This window comes from Staphylospora marina (assembly GCF_003856495.1).
Lineage (GTDB): Bacteria > Bacillota > Bacilli > Thermoactinomycetales > Thermoactinomycetaceae > Staphylospora > Staphylospora marina.
This window is the reverse complement of the sequence record NZ_CP034118.1, coordinates 783,482-799,947: the sequence shown is the minus strand read 5'-3', so window position 1 is coordinate 799,947 and position 16,466 is coordinate 783,482. Positions and strand designations below refer to the sequence as shown.

Here is a 16,466-nt window from a genome sequence, read left to right as displayed (position 1 = left end):
CAACTTCGCGAGTGGACCTTAGTTCACATGTTTCCCAGCCAACCCAATCGGCGGGTTGGCCGACTTTTTTCCTGACACATCAATCCGACTCCGTCACGGTTGTCGCCGTTGCCAGTTCCCGTTCCAGTTCTTCCCGCCAGTGCCGCTCTTCCTCCTCCGTCCATCCGAATCGTTCTTTCATCCACCGGATCACCGGCTCCTTCCACAAGCGAACTTCGTGGATCCGGAAGTAAAGGGCCCCGGTCCTGCGAACGAAAAAGTCGGCCGGAGTCGCCACCGACTCGTCTTCCACCCCGTAGCGAAGCATGCCGAGGAGAACCGGGGGGATCCCGAAGCCGCTCGCTTCTTCTTCCGACTCGCGAACCTTCTTCGCCACCTCATCGACATTGCTTCCGTAAAGACGGACCAACCGGTCGGCATCGTCTCCGTGCAGACCGGCCTCCATCAATTCCCGGATTTTCCTCTTCATGAATCCCGGCCATCCGGCCGACCCGCCCACGTCACCTCCGGAAAGGGGAATCCGCCGTGTGCGGCAAGGTCCGAAAATGCGCCCGGTTTCTCCCCTCAGTTCCCGCACCGCCAGATCCACCACCCGTTCGGCCATCTTCCGGTAGCCGGTCAATTTCCCGCCGGCAATGGTGATAAGCCCGGAACGGGAGCGGAACATTTCATCGCGCCGGGAGATTTCCGAGAGGGATTTGCCTTCCTGGTGAATGAGCGGGCGTATGCCTGCCCAAGATGATTCCACGTCTTCGGGGGTGAGCCGGACTCCGGGAAACATGAACGAAACCGCGTCAAGCAGGTAATCCCGATCGCTTGCGGTGATTCGCGGCCGGGCAAGATCTCCGTGGTATTCGGTGTCTGTCGTGCCGAAATACGTCTTTCCGTCCCGGGGAATCGCAAAGATCATCCGTCCGTCCGGCACGTCGAAATAGACGGGCTGGCGCAGCGGAAATCGGGAATGATCCACCACCAGGTGAACCCCTTTGCTCCAGCGAAGCGTTTTTCCCCGTTTGGAACCGTCTTTTTCCCTCCACTCGTCGACCCACGGACCGGTGGCGTTGACCACCTTTTTCGCACGAAAGAGGTACGTGCGGCCATCGAGAAGATCCACCGCCCGAACCCCGGTCAGTCTTTCCCCGTCATACACCGGCTCTTCCGCTTTCACGTAATTGAAAGCCCTTGCTCCATACTCAACGGCTTTTTTCAGCACCTCCAGCGTCAAACGGGCATCGTCCGTCCGGTACTCCACGTAACATGCCGCCCCCCGGAGCCCCTCCTGCCTCAAAAGCGGTTCACGGCGCAGGGCCTCTTCCCGGTCGAGCATGATCCTCCGCTCATGTTTCCTCACCCGGGCCAACCGATCATACACCATGATTCCGAGCGAGGTGGACCATTTTCCGTAAGTGCCCCCTTTGATGATCGGAAGCAACATCCATTCCGGTCGGGTGATGTGAGGACCGATTTCGTGAACGATGGCCCGTTCTCCTCCCACCTCCGCCACCAGCCGGACATCCAGCTGTTTCAGGTAGCGCAGCCCGCCGTGAACCAGTTTGGTGGAGCGGCCGGAAGTACCGGCCGCGAAATCCTGCATTTCCAGAAGCACGGTGCGCAACCCCCGACTCACGGCATCCAGGGCAATGCCCGCTCCGGTGATTCCACCTCCGATCACCAGGAGATCCGTTTCCACCAACGCGGTTTCCCGAAGGAACGTCCGCCGGTTTAAGACGGAAAAACGACGACCGGTCATCCGGACAAACCTCCTTGTCGGACAATGAAGCTGAACGATCCCAAAAAGAAAGCGCGTGTCCGCCTCCTTGAATCCGCCCGGCGATTTTCCGAATGCCCCGGCATGTGCGGACGGAAAATCGCCGGATCTGCCAAACATGTCACCCCTTCCGATTTCGCCGCAAAAAGAACGTACGTTTCCGCCGGTCATTTGAAGGCGCGGGCCGCATGAACCGCTTTTTTCCATCCCCGGTACAACTCATCCCGTACGGCAGGGTCCATCTGCGGATGAAACGCTTCGTCCACCGCCTGGTTTTCCGCGATCTCCCGGCGGTCTTTCCAGAAGCCCACCGCAAGACCGGCGAGGTACGCCGCTCCCAGCGCGGTGGTTTCCAGCACCTCGGGACGTTCGACCGGAACCCCGAGCAAATCGCTTTGAAACTGCATCAAGAATCGATTGGCGGTGGCTCCGCCGTCCACCCGCAATTTTTTCAGCCGGATGTTGGCATCCTGCTCCATGGCCTGAAGCACATCCTTGGTCTGATAGGCGAGAGACTCCAGCGTGGCCCTCACGAAATGGGCTTTGGTCGTGCCGCGGGTCAATCCGAACACGGCTCCCCGCACGTCCGAATCCCAATACGGCGTCCCCAGCCCCACAAATGCCGGCACCACATACACCCCGTCCGTGGAAGCCACCTTGTTGGCCCACTCCTCGCTCTCGGACGCATGCCGAATGAGTTCCAGTCCGTCTCTCAGCCACTGGACGGCAGACCCGGCGATGAAAATGCTCCCTTCCAAAGCATATTCCAACTTGCCGCCCACGTCCCAGGCGATGGTCGTCAGAAGACCGTGGTCGGAACGGACGGCTTTCTCCCCGGTGTTCATCAGCATGAAACAGCCGGTCCCGTAGGTGTTTTTGGCCATCCCCGTTTCAAAACAGGCCTGGCCGAAGAGAGCGGCCTGCTGATCGCCCGCCATCCCCGCGACGGGAACCTCTTCTCCGAAAAACAGCGACTTTTCCGTCATCGCGTACACTTCGGACGAAGAGCGCACTTCCGGCAACATGGCGGCGGGCACGTTCAGCATGCCAAGCAGTTCTTCATCCCACCGGCGTTCATGGATGTTGAACATCAGGGTACGGGAGGCGTTGGACACATCGGTCACATGCGCCTTGCCGCCCGACAGTTTCCACACCAGCCAAGTGTCGATCGTGCCGAACAGCAACTCGCCCCGTTCCGCCTTTTCCCTCGCTCCTTCCACATGCTCCAGAATCCAGGTCACTTTGGTTCCGGAAAAATAGGGATCGATGAGCAGACCGGTTTTGGTGCGAACCGCATCCTCATGTCCTTCCCGTCTGAGACGGTCGCAGATGTCCGCCGTCTGTCTGGACTGCCAGACAATGGCGTTGTACACCGGCAATCCGCTGATCTTGTCCCACACCACCGCCGTTTCCCGCTGATTGGTGATGCCGATGGCGGCAATCTCGCTTGCGGGAACGGACGATTTGGCCAGTACTTCGGACAGGACACTTTGCACCGAACCCCAAATTTCCAACGGGTCATGCTCCACCCAGCCGGCCTGCGGAAAAATCTGCCGAAACTCCTTTTGCGCCACGGACACCATCCGTCCTTGCCGGTCAAACAGAATGGCCCGCGAGCTGGTGGTTCCCTGATCGATGGCCAACACGTATTTCTTTGACACGTTCTCTCCCCCCGATTTTCGAATCACCGGTAAACGGACACGTACAGCAATGCCGCCAACACACCGCCGATCAGCGGTCCCGCCACCGGAATCCAGGCGTAGTTCCATCCCGAACTTCCTTTTCCCGGAATGGGCAAAAGAAAATGCGCGATGCGCGGACCGAGATCGCGGGCCGGATTGATCGCATAGCCCGTCGTTCCTCCGAGTGACATCCCGATGGCCACGATCAACAGTCCCACCACCAGCGTCTTCAGCCCGTCAGCAAACTTCATCCCCTTCGCACCGAGAGCGAGCAGCACGAACACCAGCACAAACGTGCCGATAATCTCGCTGAGCAGATTGGCAAATCTGTTCGGGATCGCCGGCGACGTTGAAAACACGCCCAACTTGGCTCCCGGATCCTCCGTTTCCTTCCAGTGAGGCAAATAGTGCAGCCAAACGACCACCGCCCCGAGAAACGCCCCCAGCATCTGGGCAACGACATACAACGGCACCTGCTCCCACGGAAATGACCCTGCCACGGCAAACCCCACCGTCAGGGCCGGGTTGAGGTGCGCACCGCTGGCGTCCCCCGCCACATAGGCGGCAATCATCACGGCAAACCCCCAGCCGAACGAGATCACCACCCATCCCGCTTGGTGGGACAATGTTTTCTTCAACAAAACCCCCGCACAAACCCCTCCCCCGAACACGATCAGCAACATCGTTCCAATCAGCTCACCCAGAAACGGTGACATGTCATCGCCCTCCCCGCGTTATTGGCACGGCACACAAAAAGAGAACCAGCGGTGTCCCAAACGGCAAAATCGACAGGATCCGTTGATTCTCTTCGGGTACAACGTCGGGATCATGGACGGCGTTTCGAACTCCAAACATTCCTTGATTCTATAATATTATTAAATGAAATAATATTCAATAATTTGTAAATAAAATCACGCCTTTATATATCCAATGATCCCCCCGCCCCGACCCATAACGCGGTTTCGAATGACAGGAAACATCCGCCCGGGCGACGTCAATGCGAGTGACAAAAGATAGATTTTGTCGCCCGCATTGAACGGGCGCACGACTTCATTCTCAACGGCTCGTCAGAAGACGTCTTCACGACTTCAAAACCACCCCAACACCGACCGGGCCACCACACTGTCCGGATCCGCCCGCAAGATCTGCCGCGCCAACTCTTCCGCTTCTTCCGGACTCATCAGTTCTTCGGGAGCATCGCGAAACATCAGCAAAAATTCCTTGTACCTCACCTTATCCGGAGCCAATTCGGCCGCCCGGCGCGCGTGATGCATCGCCGACGCCATGCTCCCCGGCAAATGGCTGAACGCCGCATGAAGCAGCATGGCCGCCAGGAAATGGGTGTCAGCCGTTTCATGTTTTTGGATCAAATGGTTCAGGAACGCGTAAGCCGCCAGGTTCCGATCTTCCAGTCCCACCTGTTTCAAGGCCGCCTCCAGCACTTCCCGTCCGCTTCGGCTTGCCAACTGCTCCGCTTCCCGAAACCGTCCGGTGAGCACCAGCCGCTCCAGTGATTCGGACATTTCGGTTCACCTGCCTTGTTCGCTTCTCAACGTTCGTCTCTCCAAGTCCATGTTCGGCGCCGGCGACAGGATACAAACCACCTTTTGAGCTGACTCATCCATCTTCCGTAACGCGGTGCCGTTTTCGGTCGTCCTTGAAACGAATCGGTGGAATCGCCCCTGCGCCCCATCCGTTTCACGGCTTCCTTTCCGGCTCTTTGCATCATTTCACACACACCCACAAGGCCTTTTGCAACACGATGTGCCTGCCGTCCGGCGCGATCCAGGGACGGGGGCCGACCTGTTCGAGGAGCTCGAAAATTTCCTTTCTCCGCCCGGGAGGGGTGTTCATGCGATCCAACCAATCGGGAATGTACATGTCGGTGGTCCACACGTGCCTGCACTCCACATTCCGAAATCCCGTCAGCGCGAACAACCGGCGCCATTCACCGGCGGTGAGGCAGCGCACATGAGACGGATCCCGCAGTTTCTCCACTTTGTTCAACCATGTCGCGTTCTCCGGGTCATCCGGCACCACATTGTCGACCAGGATCAGGAGACCGTCTCCGGCGAGCACCCGATGCATCTCCCGGATCGCCCGGTCCACGTCCGGAAAATGATGCGCGGCGATGCGACAGGAGACCACATCGAATTCTCCGTCCGCGAACGGAAGCGCCTCGGCGTCTCCCAACACGAACCGGATGTTCGTCAACTTCCTTTTTCCCGCTCCGGCGGCGGCCACTTCCAGCATTTCCGGCGTAAGATCCAACGCCGTCACCCGTTCGGATGATTCACTCAACACAAAGGCCGCGTGCCCGGCTCCGGTGGCGACATCCAACGAATGACGCGGCTTCTTTCCGGCGACGATTTCACGAATCCAGTCCAGATCCTTGCCCTTGGCGTGAACCTGACTGTCCGCGTACTTCTCCGCCGATTGACCGAATTGCCGTTTGACTTCCCGCTTTTCTTCCATTCCGGCACCTCCCGGACATTTTGTTTCACTCAGCGAAACAAAGTTTCGTTTTCATTGTATCAAACTTTTCACGGCGTTTCCACACAAAAACGGCATTCCCCGTTTCCGGGAAACGCCGCTGAAAAGTCAAAAATCCCCGCCTGCTTCAGACCGGGGATTCGTTCGCATCCATCCGTGAGTCGTCAACGTTTCATCGTTTCTCTCCAGCGTTCCGATCGTCCTTCATCCGTCAGTTTGGGGCACGTGTAACAGGGAAGTTTCCCGGGAAGCCGGTAATACAGACAACATTTGCTTCGTACCCGGATCGTGGCGCCGGGACAATCGGGAATGTCCATTTCCCGGAACCGAATGTTGAGCGGATTGACATGCCAACCGAACAGCTCCGGCGAAGCCTCACGGAAGAGGAACTCCCGATCACCGAGAAGAATGTCGCGCCGCTCCCCCGGCGGAACTTGTTCCTGCCAAACGCCGTACCAGTAATCCAGGTTGAAGGCGACATGGGCCCACAATACGTCCGCGGGAATCCGGGTTGTTTCCTGCAATCGGCGAATCAGAACGGTCAGATGATCCTTGAACAGGGCGGCCACCCGTTCCGCTCTCCAGGCATCCCTGTTTCCGGTTTCGAAAGCGTCCGCGGTTTCGTCCTCCAGTTCAAATTCCAGCCACTGCTCCTTCACGGACAGCGAGAGACGGGAAAAGTCGATTCGCGGACAAAGATCGGCGAAGGAGATGCACCTCATGGCAAACGGGATCAATGCATAAGCTTTGATCAGAAGGGATGCCGTCACTTTGGAATTCGGGGAACCCCATTTTTTCCCGATGGAATCCAGCACACCGGCCAGCCGGGAGCGGGATTCGAGCCATTCCCCCCGAACCGCGTCCGTCCGTTCCCTCACTGCGGAACCTTCCCTGCCGATCCGGATCGGCCAGTTGCTCACCAACTCCGAAAGTTTCTCTTCACGATGAACCATCAGCATGAGCCATTCCCCAACTTTCCGCCGGATTTTCCTTCTGCCACCACTTTATCAAGAATGAGAATCATTGTCAAAGGGGAATTGAGAATTTTTCTCGGCAGACATCGCCTGCGATTCGATCACGCGAATGAAAACAACTTTGAAAGGAACGGACGGACCCGGAAAAATGACGGCAAGGACGGAAAAAACGAAAGCGAGGTTCCGTTCGGAAACCTCTCGGAAACCTCGCCGAATCCATTCTTCACGTGTTTTTTGCGTCAAAATCCTCTCCGGTATTGAACCGGGGGCTCCACTTTGCCGTCCAGCGCTTCGATGGCATGCAGGGCCCAGTAAGGATCTTTCAGCATGGCACGGCCCACGGCGATGAGATCCGCATCCCCCGCGGCCAGCACGGATTCCGCCAGATGCGGATCTTCCAGCCGTCCGACGGCGATCACCGGGACGTTGAGTGCATGTTTGATTTGTCGTGCGAACGCCACCTGATACCCCGGTTTGTCCTCCGGTTTCCGGCTGCCCGGAGGAGCTTCCCCTCCACTGGAAACGTGAAACATGTCGACCCCTGCATCCCGATAGCGGCGGCACAGCTCCAGGACGTGATCCAGACCGTATCCCCCGTCCATGTATTCCACCGCCGACACGCGCATGATCAGCGGCATGTCTTCCGGCATCACTTCTTTGACCGCCCGGATCACTTCGACGCCGAACAAAGCAAGATCCCGTCCGTATTCATCATCCCGCCGGTTGATGGAAGGAGAATGGAACTGATGAATCAGATAGCCGTGCGCCCCGTGCAGCTCGATGGTGTCCACTCCGGCTTCGACGGCGCGACGGGCGGCGGCGGCGAATTTGCGTACCAATTCTTTCACTTCCGAAGTGGTGAGAGCCCGCGGCGTGCGGAACTTCTGACTGAACGGAACGGCGGAAGGAGCGACGGGCGTTTCCGCGTCTTCCGCCTTGCGACCGGCATGAGCGATTTGGATGCCGATTTTTGCTCCGTGCTTCTTGGCTTCCGAAATGATGCGGGCAAACGCCGGAATGTGTTCATCCGACCAAAGCCCCAGATCCCGGTTGGTGATTCTGCCATCCGGTTCGACATCGGTCATTTCAATGATGATGAGGCCGGTGCCCCCGACCGCACGCGAGACATAGTGAACGAAGTGCCAATCGTTCGGGATCCCGTCTTCGTTCCATACGGAATATTGGCACATCGGAGGCATCACGATCCGGTTCTTCAGCGACAGCCCCTTGAGCTGAAACGGCGCAGACAGCAAAGACATGGAAGAAGTTCCTCCTTGATCTTTGTAGTGAGTGTGTGTTTCGGGATCGCCGACCACTCAGCGGACGACGTTCCGCATCATTCTTGCCTTCCCTGTCATTATAACCTTCCGCCCGATCGCTTACAAATCGTATGTCGATTACCGGAAATAAGCAAAAAACCGCCGCCCCTGCGGTCGGTCAAATTCTTTTCTCAAGCAAATCGGCCAACGTCGTCCGGTCCAGCACCTCGGCCACGGTATCCCGAACTTTGGCCCATAGCGGCCGGAGCAGGCATTCCGGTTCCAATTCACACCATTCGTAACGGGTCGTGCTGACACAGTTCATCGGGGCAAGCGGCCCTTCCAGCTGCCGGATCACATCACCGATGAAGATCTCTTCGGGATTCAGGCGAAGGCGGTAACCTCCGCCGGCACCACGCTTGCTCTGCAAATACCCGCAACGGTTGAGCTGCAGCAGGATTTGCTCCAAATAATGGACGGGCACATGCGTCTCCTGTGCAATGTCAGCCACGGGCATCACTTCTTGGCCGCGTTTTCCGAGGGCGATCAAGGCACGGAGTGCATATTCTCCCTTGCTGGACACTTTCACTCGGTTCGGGTCGTCACCCTTTCCCCCTCAATCTGTTGTCCATGAACTCACGCCGCACCATTTTCTTTACCGCCGATGACCGCGAGTCACGGAATCTCCCGATCCAGAGCGGCGTTTTTCTTGTGGTGGGTGATGGCATATCCGACACTGGCAATCCATACTCCGACCAAAACGGCATACGTGAGCGTGCGCGCGGACGGACTCCACCCGAACGCCTCCATCAGGATGCGCGCATTGGTCACCAGGATGATTCCCCCCACCAGCACACCCAAGATCTGCTGAGGGATTTTCCTCACGATCCAAGCGGCCAACGGGGCGGCGCACACTCCGCCGATCATCAGGGCAAACACCCACTCCCAGTGCACCTGTTCCAGCCCGAGCGACAAAAAGAATCCCACTGATGCGGAGACAGCGATGGCAAATTCACTGGTATCGACCGAGCCGATCACCTTGCGCACTTCGAGATCGTTTCTGGCGAGCAACACCGGCGTGGCCAACGGGCCCCATCCACCGCCACCGGACGCGTCCAGAAAACCGGCCATCAACCCGAGAGGAGCCATTGCCCGTTTTCGGGTGGAACCCCGGGGTCGGGACCGCCGAATGTTTCCTCTCAGGAAGCGAACCAATACATAACACCCCAGCAAAAACAGAAAGCCGGCTACATACGGTTTTACCAGGTCTCCCGGAAGATGACTGAGAAACGTCGCACCGGAAAAAGCTCCCACCGCCCCCGGAACGGTGAGTTTCCACACCGTCTCCTTGTCAACGTTCCCGAACCGGATGTGGGCCACGCCGGAAGCCGCGGTGGTCACCACTTCGGCGATGTGTACCGATGCAGACGCCACGGCAGGAGCCAGTCCGGCCACCAGCAGGAGGGACGTGGAGGTGACACCGTAGGCCATGCCGAGCGCGCCGTCCACCAATTGAGCCGCAAAACCGATCAGCGCCAAAACCACCAGTCTCCGCATGAGGCATCTTCCTCTCCGGAACCGCGAGGATTCTTGAGATTCCAGACCTGATTACTCAGGGATACGACAATAATATCATTAATTTTTTGAATGTTCAATACCGTTTGTGATACAAAAAAATTCGGTTCCGACCATCCGCCGACCCCGATCTGTGGGATCTCCCGCGGATCCGAAACCGTTTGTTCATCACAGCCCGGCCGATGACCGTTTCCAGACGGGAGCCCATCAGAGGCAGGAGCCCTTCCGGCGATCGATCCAACGGACATGACAGCGTCATTCCCCCTCAGCCGAATCGTCCGGCGATATAGTCCTCCGTCCGCTTGTCTTCGGGATTGGAAAACAGCTTGTCGGTCCGGTCGTATTCGACGAGATGACCGTCGAGAAAGAATGCGGTCCGGTCCGAGATCCGCGCCGCCTGCTGCATGTTGTGCGTGACGATCACGATGGTGTAGTTCCGCTTCAAATCCTGGATAAGTTCCTCGATTTTCAGTGTGGAGACGGGATCCAAAGCGGACGTCGGTTCGTCCATCAACAAAATGTCCGGTTCCACGGCCAATGCGCGTGCGATGCAGAGGCGTTGTTGTTGGCCGCCGGAAAGTCCGGTCGCCCGGTCTTTCAGCCGGTCTTTCACTTCGTCCCACAAAGCGGCTTGACGCAGGCTGCGCTCCACCCGCTCATCCAGCTTGCGCCTGTCCTTGATTCCGTGAATCCGCGGTCCGTACGCCACATTGTCATAAATGCTCTTCGGAAACGGATTGGGCGCTTGGAAAACCATGCCCACCCGTTTTCGGAGCATCTCCACTTCCACGTCTTCCCCGTAAATGTCATGGCCGTGGATCCTGATTCCCCCTTCCATCCGCACCGACGGAATCAGGTCATTCATCCGGTTGAGCGTACGGAGAAAGCTCGATTTGCCGCACCCGGAGGGACCGATCAGTGCAGTCACGGATTTTCCCGTGATGTCCATGTTGATTTGTTTGAGAACATGTTTGTTGCCGTACCACAGGTTGAGGTCTCTGACGGAGACGGCCGGTCCGTTCATACCGAATCTCCCCTTTCTTCCGCGTCAGCGGCGATATTTGTTCCTGATCCAAATGGCAAAGGCGTTCATGGACAGGAGCAAGCCCAGCATCACGATGATTCCGGCCGCAGCCAAAAACCGGAATTCCTCTTTGGGCTGGGCAATCCAGTTGTAGATCTGCAACGGGAGCACCGTGAACTCATCCATGAGGGATGACGGCGTAAAGGCAAGATACGTGGCGGTTCCGATCATGATCAGCGGAGCGGTTTCCCCGAGCGCCCGGGACAAGGCCAGAATGGTCCCGGTCAGGATCCCCGGAAAGGCATACGGAAGCACCACGCGGCAAATGGCCTGCCAACGCGTGGCTCCCAAGGCATATGCCGCGTGACGCAACATGTCCGGAACGCCGGCGATGGCCTCTCCGGCCGCCACGATCACCACCGGAAGCACCAGAAGCGTCAGGGTGAGTGCACCGGCGAGCACGCTTCTGCCCAACTCCATCCCGCGAACGAACAGGGTGAGACCCAACATGCCGAACACGATGGAGGGCACCCCTGCCAGATTGCTGATGTTGATCCGGATCAGGCTGCTGAGCCACCCTTTTCCGGCATACTCTTCGAGATAGACGGCCGTGGACACACCCAAAACAAACGTGAGCGGAGCGGTCACGGTCATCACCGTGACGGAACCCCAAAGGGCTGCCTTGATTCCGGATCGGGAAGGAAAACGGGACGCATAATTGTCAAAGAAATCCGGCGTGAGCCAAGCCCATCCTCTGTGAATGATGTCCGCCAGCAAAATCATGAGCACCACCAGTCCGAACAACGCGGCCAACAGGAACAGGACGTGTGCCGCATGGTTTTTCCATCGGCGGGTTTTCTTCCGAAGACCGGATGACGCAAAATCCGGGGTCGAAACCGTCTGTTGTCCCGTCAGCGTCTGTTCCGCCATCATCTGTACTCCTCCTTGAAGCGACGGGAGATGTACCCGGCCACCAAATTTATCAGCAAGGTCATGAGGAACAGGGACATGCCCACCGCATAAATCGATCTGTACGCCGTGCTTTCATGGGAAACATCGCCGAAAGCCGCCTGCACCATGAAAGCGGTCATCGTCTGGACCGATTCCGTGGGATCCAGGGTCAGGTTGGGAGTTCCTCCGGCTGCGATGGCCACGATCATGGTTTCTCCGATGGCCCGCGACAAGGCCAATACAAACGACGCGATGACCCCGGACAAAGCGGCGGGGAGAACCGTTTTCACCGAAACTTCCAGCCGTGTGGCCCCGAGTCCGTACGCAGCTTCCCGGATGCTTTTCGGCACGGCACTCATGGCGTCTTCACTCATGGAGGCGATCATGGGAATGATCATGATTCCGACGACAAGTCCCGCGCTGAGCGCGTTGAAGAAATTCAAACCGGGGATGAATTCGCGAAGAAGCGGCGTGACAAACGTGATGCAAAAATAGCCGTACACGACGGTCGGTATGCCCGCCAAAATTTCCAGGACGGGCTTTAACGCACGTCTCACACGGTCCGGGGCATACTCACTCAGATAAACGGCAGTGGCGAGTCCCACGGGAACGGCCACCATGGCGGCAATGCCACTGATCAACATCGTGCCGGCAACCAGCGGAAGAATGCCGAAATGTTGCCGGTCCTCACTGAACAGGACGGTCCATCTGGAATCGGTCAAAAACTCGACCCATGAAACCGTTTCAAGAAACGATGCGGTTTCAACCACCAGGGTGACGATGATGGCTATCGTCGTGAAGACGGAAATGAGCGCACAAATGAGCAACATGAACGGGATCGCGGCCTCGTACGCACTTCTGGCCTTTTTCTTTTTGAACGGGTGGATGCCCGCATCTGCCCGGGTTTCCGGATGCATGCACCGTCCCTCCTCTTCCTGAACACAAAAAATCAACATCCGTTCTTCATGAAAAGGGGGCCTTGAAGGGCCCATGAAGCCGGTTTATTTCACCAGCTCGAGACTTTTTTGATAGTCAGCGTCCGGAAGCGGAACGTATCCCGTTTCCCGGACCATGTCTTTCGCGACTTCCAGATAAAATCTGACGAATTCCCGGATTTCCGGACGTTCCAAGGCTTTTCTGTCCGGATAGATGAAAACTTTGCGGGACAGCGGAAAATACGTGCCGTCATTGATCGTTGTTTCGGTCGGTTCCACCGGCCCCTTGCCGGCGTCGATTTTCACGATATTCAGCTTGTCTTTGTTTTCGAGATAGTAGGCATAACCGAAGTAGCCGAGCGCTCCCTTGTCTCCCTGAACGCCTCTCACGATCACGTTGTCATCCTCGGAAGCCGTGTAGTCCGTCCGACACTTGCCTTCTTCACCCACGATTTCCCCCGTGAAATAATCGAACGTTCCGGATGCGGTCCCGGGACCGTACAGTTTGATCGGTTCGGCCGGCCACTCCGTGCGGACATCTTTCCATGTTTTCACCTTGCTGCCGGGTTCCCAGATTCTTTTCAGCTCTTCAACCGTCAGACTGTCGATAAAGGTGTTTTCCTTGTTGACGACGACGGCGATTCCGTCATAGGCCACCGGGATTTCCACCGGCTCGATGCCTTTGGCGGCCGCCTCCTGCCTTTCTTCGTCCTTGATCGGACGGGAAGCATCCGCGATGTCAATCTCACCCGCGGCCATTTTCTTGAAACCGCCACCGGTCCCCGATTCACCCACGGTCACCTTGACCCCCGGATGTTTTTTCATGAATTCTTCGGCAACGGCCTGTGATACGGGGTAAACGGTACTGGATCCGTCAATCTTGACGGTACCGATCCATTCCTCTCCACCGTTTCCGGAGTCGGTCCGGCCGTCTCCGCAACCCGCCACTCCGATTGCCAGCGCAAAAATGACGCCCATCACGAGTCCTTTCCTGAACATGTGCAGTCCCCCTGATTCGGGAAGATTTCCGTTCAACACTTTGAATGATACGATTTGTCTGTTGTCGTTCAATCAAACGATCGTAAACGCATGGTAAAGAGACGGATAAAAAAAGAAAAACCCTGACGGGTTCGGGAAAAAAACAAATGACACGAACGGTGACGGTGGTTTTGCTCCATGCACGTTTCAAATCAAAAGTTTCGGGCAGCTCCGAAAAAAACACGGCCTCCAAAGACGGGATCCGTCCCCGGAGGCCGAACGGCTTCTGTGTACGACGGCGAAATGATGCGTCTGCAGGCATTCGCACGGATCAACCGGTCGCGGATGCAGACACAACGTTCATTGGTTCAGCGGAAAGCGCATGATGAACATGGTTCCTTCCCCCAACCGGCTTTTCACTTCCAGCTTTCCCCGATGAGCTTCCACCAGGTGTTTCACAATCGCCAGGCCCAGCCCCGTTCCTCCCGAATGGCGCGCACGGGCTTTGTCGACCCGATAGAACCGTTCGAAAATGCGGGGAAGATCTTCGGGAGGAATGCCGACACCGGTATCCTCCACCGACAGGATCCAGTCTCCGTCTCCCCGTTCGGCGCGGACACGGATCGCACCGCCTTCCGGCGTGTAAACCATGGCGTTGGAAAGCAGATTCAACAGGATTTGACGGACCCGGTCCACGTCCACTTCCGCCTGAAACGTTTCCGGGATCTCCACGGTCAGTGTCTGCCCTTTGGCACGGATCCGGTCTTCCATCGTTTTCACCGCGCCTCGCACGAGTTCATCCACCTGAACCGTCTCCAGCTCAAGCCGGAACTGTTTCGACTCGATCCTGGACAGATCGAGCAAATCCCCGACAAGCCGCTCCAGGCGCAAGCTCTCTTCCAAAATGATGGTCAAAAATTCACGCAGCGTCCGTGTGTCTTCCATGGCGCCGTCCAGCAGAGTTTCAGCAAAACCGCGGATGGACGTGACCGGTGTTTTCAGCTCATGGGAGACATTGGCCACAAAATCCCGGCGCAACTGCTCCAGCCGGCGGATGGCCGTCAAATCGTGAAAAACGACCACCACGCCGATCCCGCTTTTTTCCGCCCACATGGGTGAGAGATGGGCCTGCAGCATTCGCTCCTCCGGGTAATACAGATGAATTTCCCTTCGCATTTGCAATCCCGACTCCGCGCACTCTTTGATCAAGACGGCCAGATCATACGGATGGGTGAGCCGCTCGAAGGATTTGCCCCGCAAATCGGAAGCCGGAATGCCGAACATTTTTTCAAACGCCCGGTTGGCGAGCCGGATCCGTCCGGTCGCATCCACCATCAACAGACCGCTTTCCATCGTCTCGATGACACTTCCCAGCCGCCGTTCGCTTCTCCGCAACTCTTCCACTTGCTGCTGAAGGCTGTACGCCATCCGGTTGATGGCCCTTCCGAGACTTGCCACCTCATCGTCTCCGTTCACCGCCACCCGGCGGTAGAGCCGTTTTTGTGCCATGTCGACCGCCACTTGGGTGATTTCTTCCAGTGATCTCGTGACCCTTCCGGCGATCCTCGATCCGGCAAATCCGGCGATCCCATAGGCGATGATCAACCCGAGAATCAGCGAGAACCAAACCTGACCGAGCGAGCGGTTCACTTCCGTCAAACTTTTGGTCAGCCAGACGGCCCCGACCACCCGACCGTCACGGATCACCGGAACGGCCGTGTGCAGCGCTTCGTTCCGATAGACAGACGGAACCGGCTTCCCCGTGTCCAACGCCTTTCGCACCTCCGGGTTGGCACCCGGATGCGCGACTCCCGTCGAATCCCCGAGATTGTTTCCGGCGGAGTCAAACAGGGCGACTCGCAATCCCAGTGCCCGTCCATAGACCTCTGCCTTCCCCGTGAGTTCCCCCGGCTTCGCGGATGCTGACCAATCCACAGTCTCCGCCAGCAATTTCCCCTCTTTTTCCAAACGTTCGGTCAATGAATCGATGTATGATGTCTTCAGCAAAAGAGCAACGAAGATTCCCGTTCCGAGCACGGCACCGCCGATCAGAAACAAAATGGAACCGGTGATCCGGGTCCTGAGCGATCTCATGCGTTTTTCGGCCCCTCGAACTTGTAACCCACTCCCCGCACCGTCTTGATATAGACCGGCGTTCGGGAGTCGTCCTCGATTTTTTCCCGCAAATGGCTCACATGCACGTCCACGATGCGTGAATCACCGAGAAAATCATAGTTCCAGACCGCGCTCAACAATTGATCTCTGGACAACACTTTTCCGCGATGACTGACCATGTAATGGAGCAACTCAAACTCTTTCGGTGTCAGATCGACTTCCTTCCGGTTTTTCGTCACCACGTATCCGTCCGGATCAATGGACAACTCCCCCACATGAATCACCCGATCCCGGTCCTTGTCCTCGCCTTTCAGCGCTTCCACCCGGCGCAGAATGGCTTTCACCCGGGCCACCAACTCCCGCGGACTGAACGGCTTGGTCATATAATCATCGGCTCCCAGTTCAAGTCCGAGAACCTTGTCAAATTCCTCCGTCTTGGCCGTGAGCATGAGAATGGGCACATGCCTTTTTTCCTGGCGAAGCCGCCTGCACACTTCAAGCCCGTCCAGCCCGGGCAGCATCCAGTCAAGCACCACCAAATCCGGCTTCCACCGAACCGCCCGATCCAACGCGGTTTGTCCGTCCTGGGCGCTTTCCACTTCAAATCCTTCCTTTTCGAGATTGAACCTCACCAGCTTCAAAATGGACACTTCGTCATCAACGACCAGGATTTTTCTCGCCATCGTCTAGCCTCCGCTTCGATGTGGACTGA

15 protein-coding genes are annotated in these 16,466 nt (G+C 57.3%); all 15 read right to left on the bottom strand.

What is annotated here, in order from left to right; all coding sequences use genetic code 11:
* Positions 1-79: 79 nt before the first annotated feature.
* On the bottom strand, positions 80-1,750 hold the full coding sequence (locus EG886_RS04065; protein WP_124726947.1) for a glycerol-3-phosphate dehydrogenase/oxidase: 1,671 nt from the start codon (positions 1,748-1,750) through the stop codon (positions 80-82).
* A 185-nt stretch (positions 1,751-1,935) separates the two neighbouring features.
* A complete protein-coding gene (gene glpK, locus EG886_RS04060; RefSeq protein WP_241154364.1) occupies positions 1,936-3,429 on the bottom strand; it encodes a glycerol kinase GlpK in 1,494 nt (497 codons plus the stop codon).
* Between the two features lie 23 nt (positions 3,430-3,452).
* Entirely contained in the window at positions 3,453-4,166 is a 714-nt protein-coding gene (locus EG886_RS04055; protein ID WP_124726945.1) for an MIP family channel protein, read from the bottom strand.
* Positions 4,167-4,538: 372 nt separating this feature from the next.
* Positions 4,539-4,973 carry a tetratricopeptide repeat protein gene (locus EG886_RS04050; protein ID WP_124726944.1) on the bottom strand — a complete coding sequence of 145 codons (435 nt, stop codon included), beginning with the start codon at positions 4,971-4,973 and terminating at the stop codon, positions 4,539-4,541.
* 202 nt (positions 4,974-5,175) lie between these two features.
* Positions 5,176-5,925 carry a class I SAM-dependent methyltransferase gene (locus EG886_RS04045; protein WP_124726943.1) on the bottom strand — a complete coding sequence of 250 codons (750 nt, stop codon included), beginning with the start codon at positions 5,923-5,925 and terminating at the stop codon, positions 5,176-5,178.
* Between the two features lie 182 nt (positions 5,926-6,107).
* Entirely contained in the window at positions 6,108-6,902 is a 795-nt protein-coding gene (locus tag EG886_RS04040) for an IucA/IucC family C-terminal-domain containing protein (protein ID WP_124726942.1), read from the bottom strand.
* Between the two features lie 254 nt (positions 6,903-7,156).
* Positions 7,157-8,176, bottom strand: a complete 1,020-nt coding sequence (locus EG886_RS04035; protein WP_124726941.1) for an NADH:flavin oxidoreductase/NADH oxidase — start codon at positions 8,174-8,176, stop codon at positions 7,157-7,159.
* Positions 8,177-8,354: 178 nt separating this feature from the next.
* Positions 8,355-8,765 (bottom strand): RrF2 family transcriptional regulator, encoded by a 411-nt coding sequence (locus EG886_RS04030; RefSeq protein WP_124726940.1) that lies wholly within the window; start codon positions 8,763-8,765, stop codon positions 8,355-8,357.
* Between the two features lie 86 nt (positions 8,766-8,851).
* On the bottom strand, positions 8,852-9,733 hold the full coding sequence (locus EG886_RS04025) for a sulfite exporter TauE/SafE family protein (RefSeq protein ID WP_124726939.1): 882 nt from the start codon (positions 9,731-9,733) through the stop codon (positions 8,852-8,854).
* Positions 9,734-10,016: 283 nt separating this feature from the next.
* Positions 10,017-10,775 (bottom strand): phosphate ABC transporter ATP-binding protein PstB, encoded by a 759-nt coding sequence (gene pstB, locus EG886_RS04020; RefSeq protein ID WP_124726938.1) that lies wholly within the window; start codon positions 10,773-10,775, stop codon positions 10,017-10,019.
* Between the two features lie 24 nt (positions 10,776-10,799).
* Positions 10,800-11,705, bottom strand: coding sequence for a phosphate ABC transporter permease PstA (gene pstA, locus EG886_RS04015; protein WP_124728648.1), 906 nt, complete (start codon positions 11,703-11,705; stop codon positions 10,800-10,802).
* Complete coding sequence (gene pstC / locus EG886_RS04010) at positions 11,705-12,643, bottom strand: phosphate ABC transporter permease subunit PstC (protein WP_124726937.1); 939 nt, start codon at positions 12,641-12,643, stop codon at positions 11,705-11,707. The genes pstA and pstC overlap by 1 nt, the downstream gene beginning before the upstream one ends.
* 84 nt (positions 12,644-12,727) lie before the next feature.
* Positions 12,728-13,660, bottom strand: a complete 933-nt coding sequence (locus EG886_RS04005) for a PstS family phosphate ABC transporter substrate-binding protein (RefSeq protein WP_124726936.1) — start codon at positions 13,658-13,660, stop codon at positions 12,728-12,730.
* 339 nt (positions 13,661-13,999) lie between these two features.
* Entirely contained in the window at positions 14,000-15,733 is a 1,734-nt protein-coding gene (gene pnpS, locus EG886_RS04000) for a two-component system histidine kinase PnpS (RefSeq protein WP_124726935.1), read from the bottom strand.
* Positions 15,730-16,437 (bottom strand): response regulator transcription factor, encoded by a 708-nt coding sequence (locus EG886_RS03995; protein WP_124726934.1) that lies wholly within the window; start codon positions 16,435-16,437, stop codon positions 15,730-15,732. Before EG886_RS03995 ends, pnpS begins: the two co-directional genes overlap by 4 nt.
* Positions 16,438-16,466: the final 29 nt, after the last annotated feature.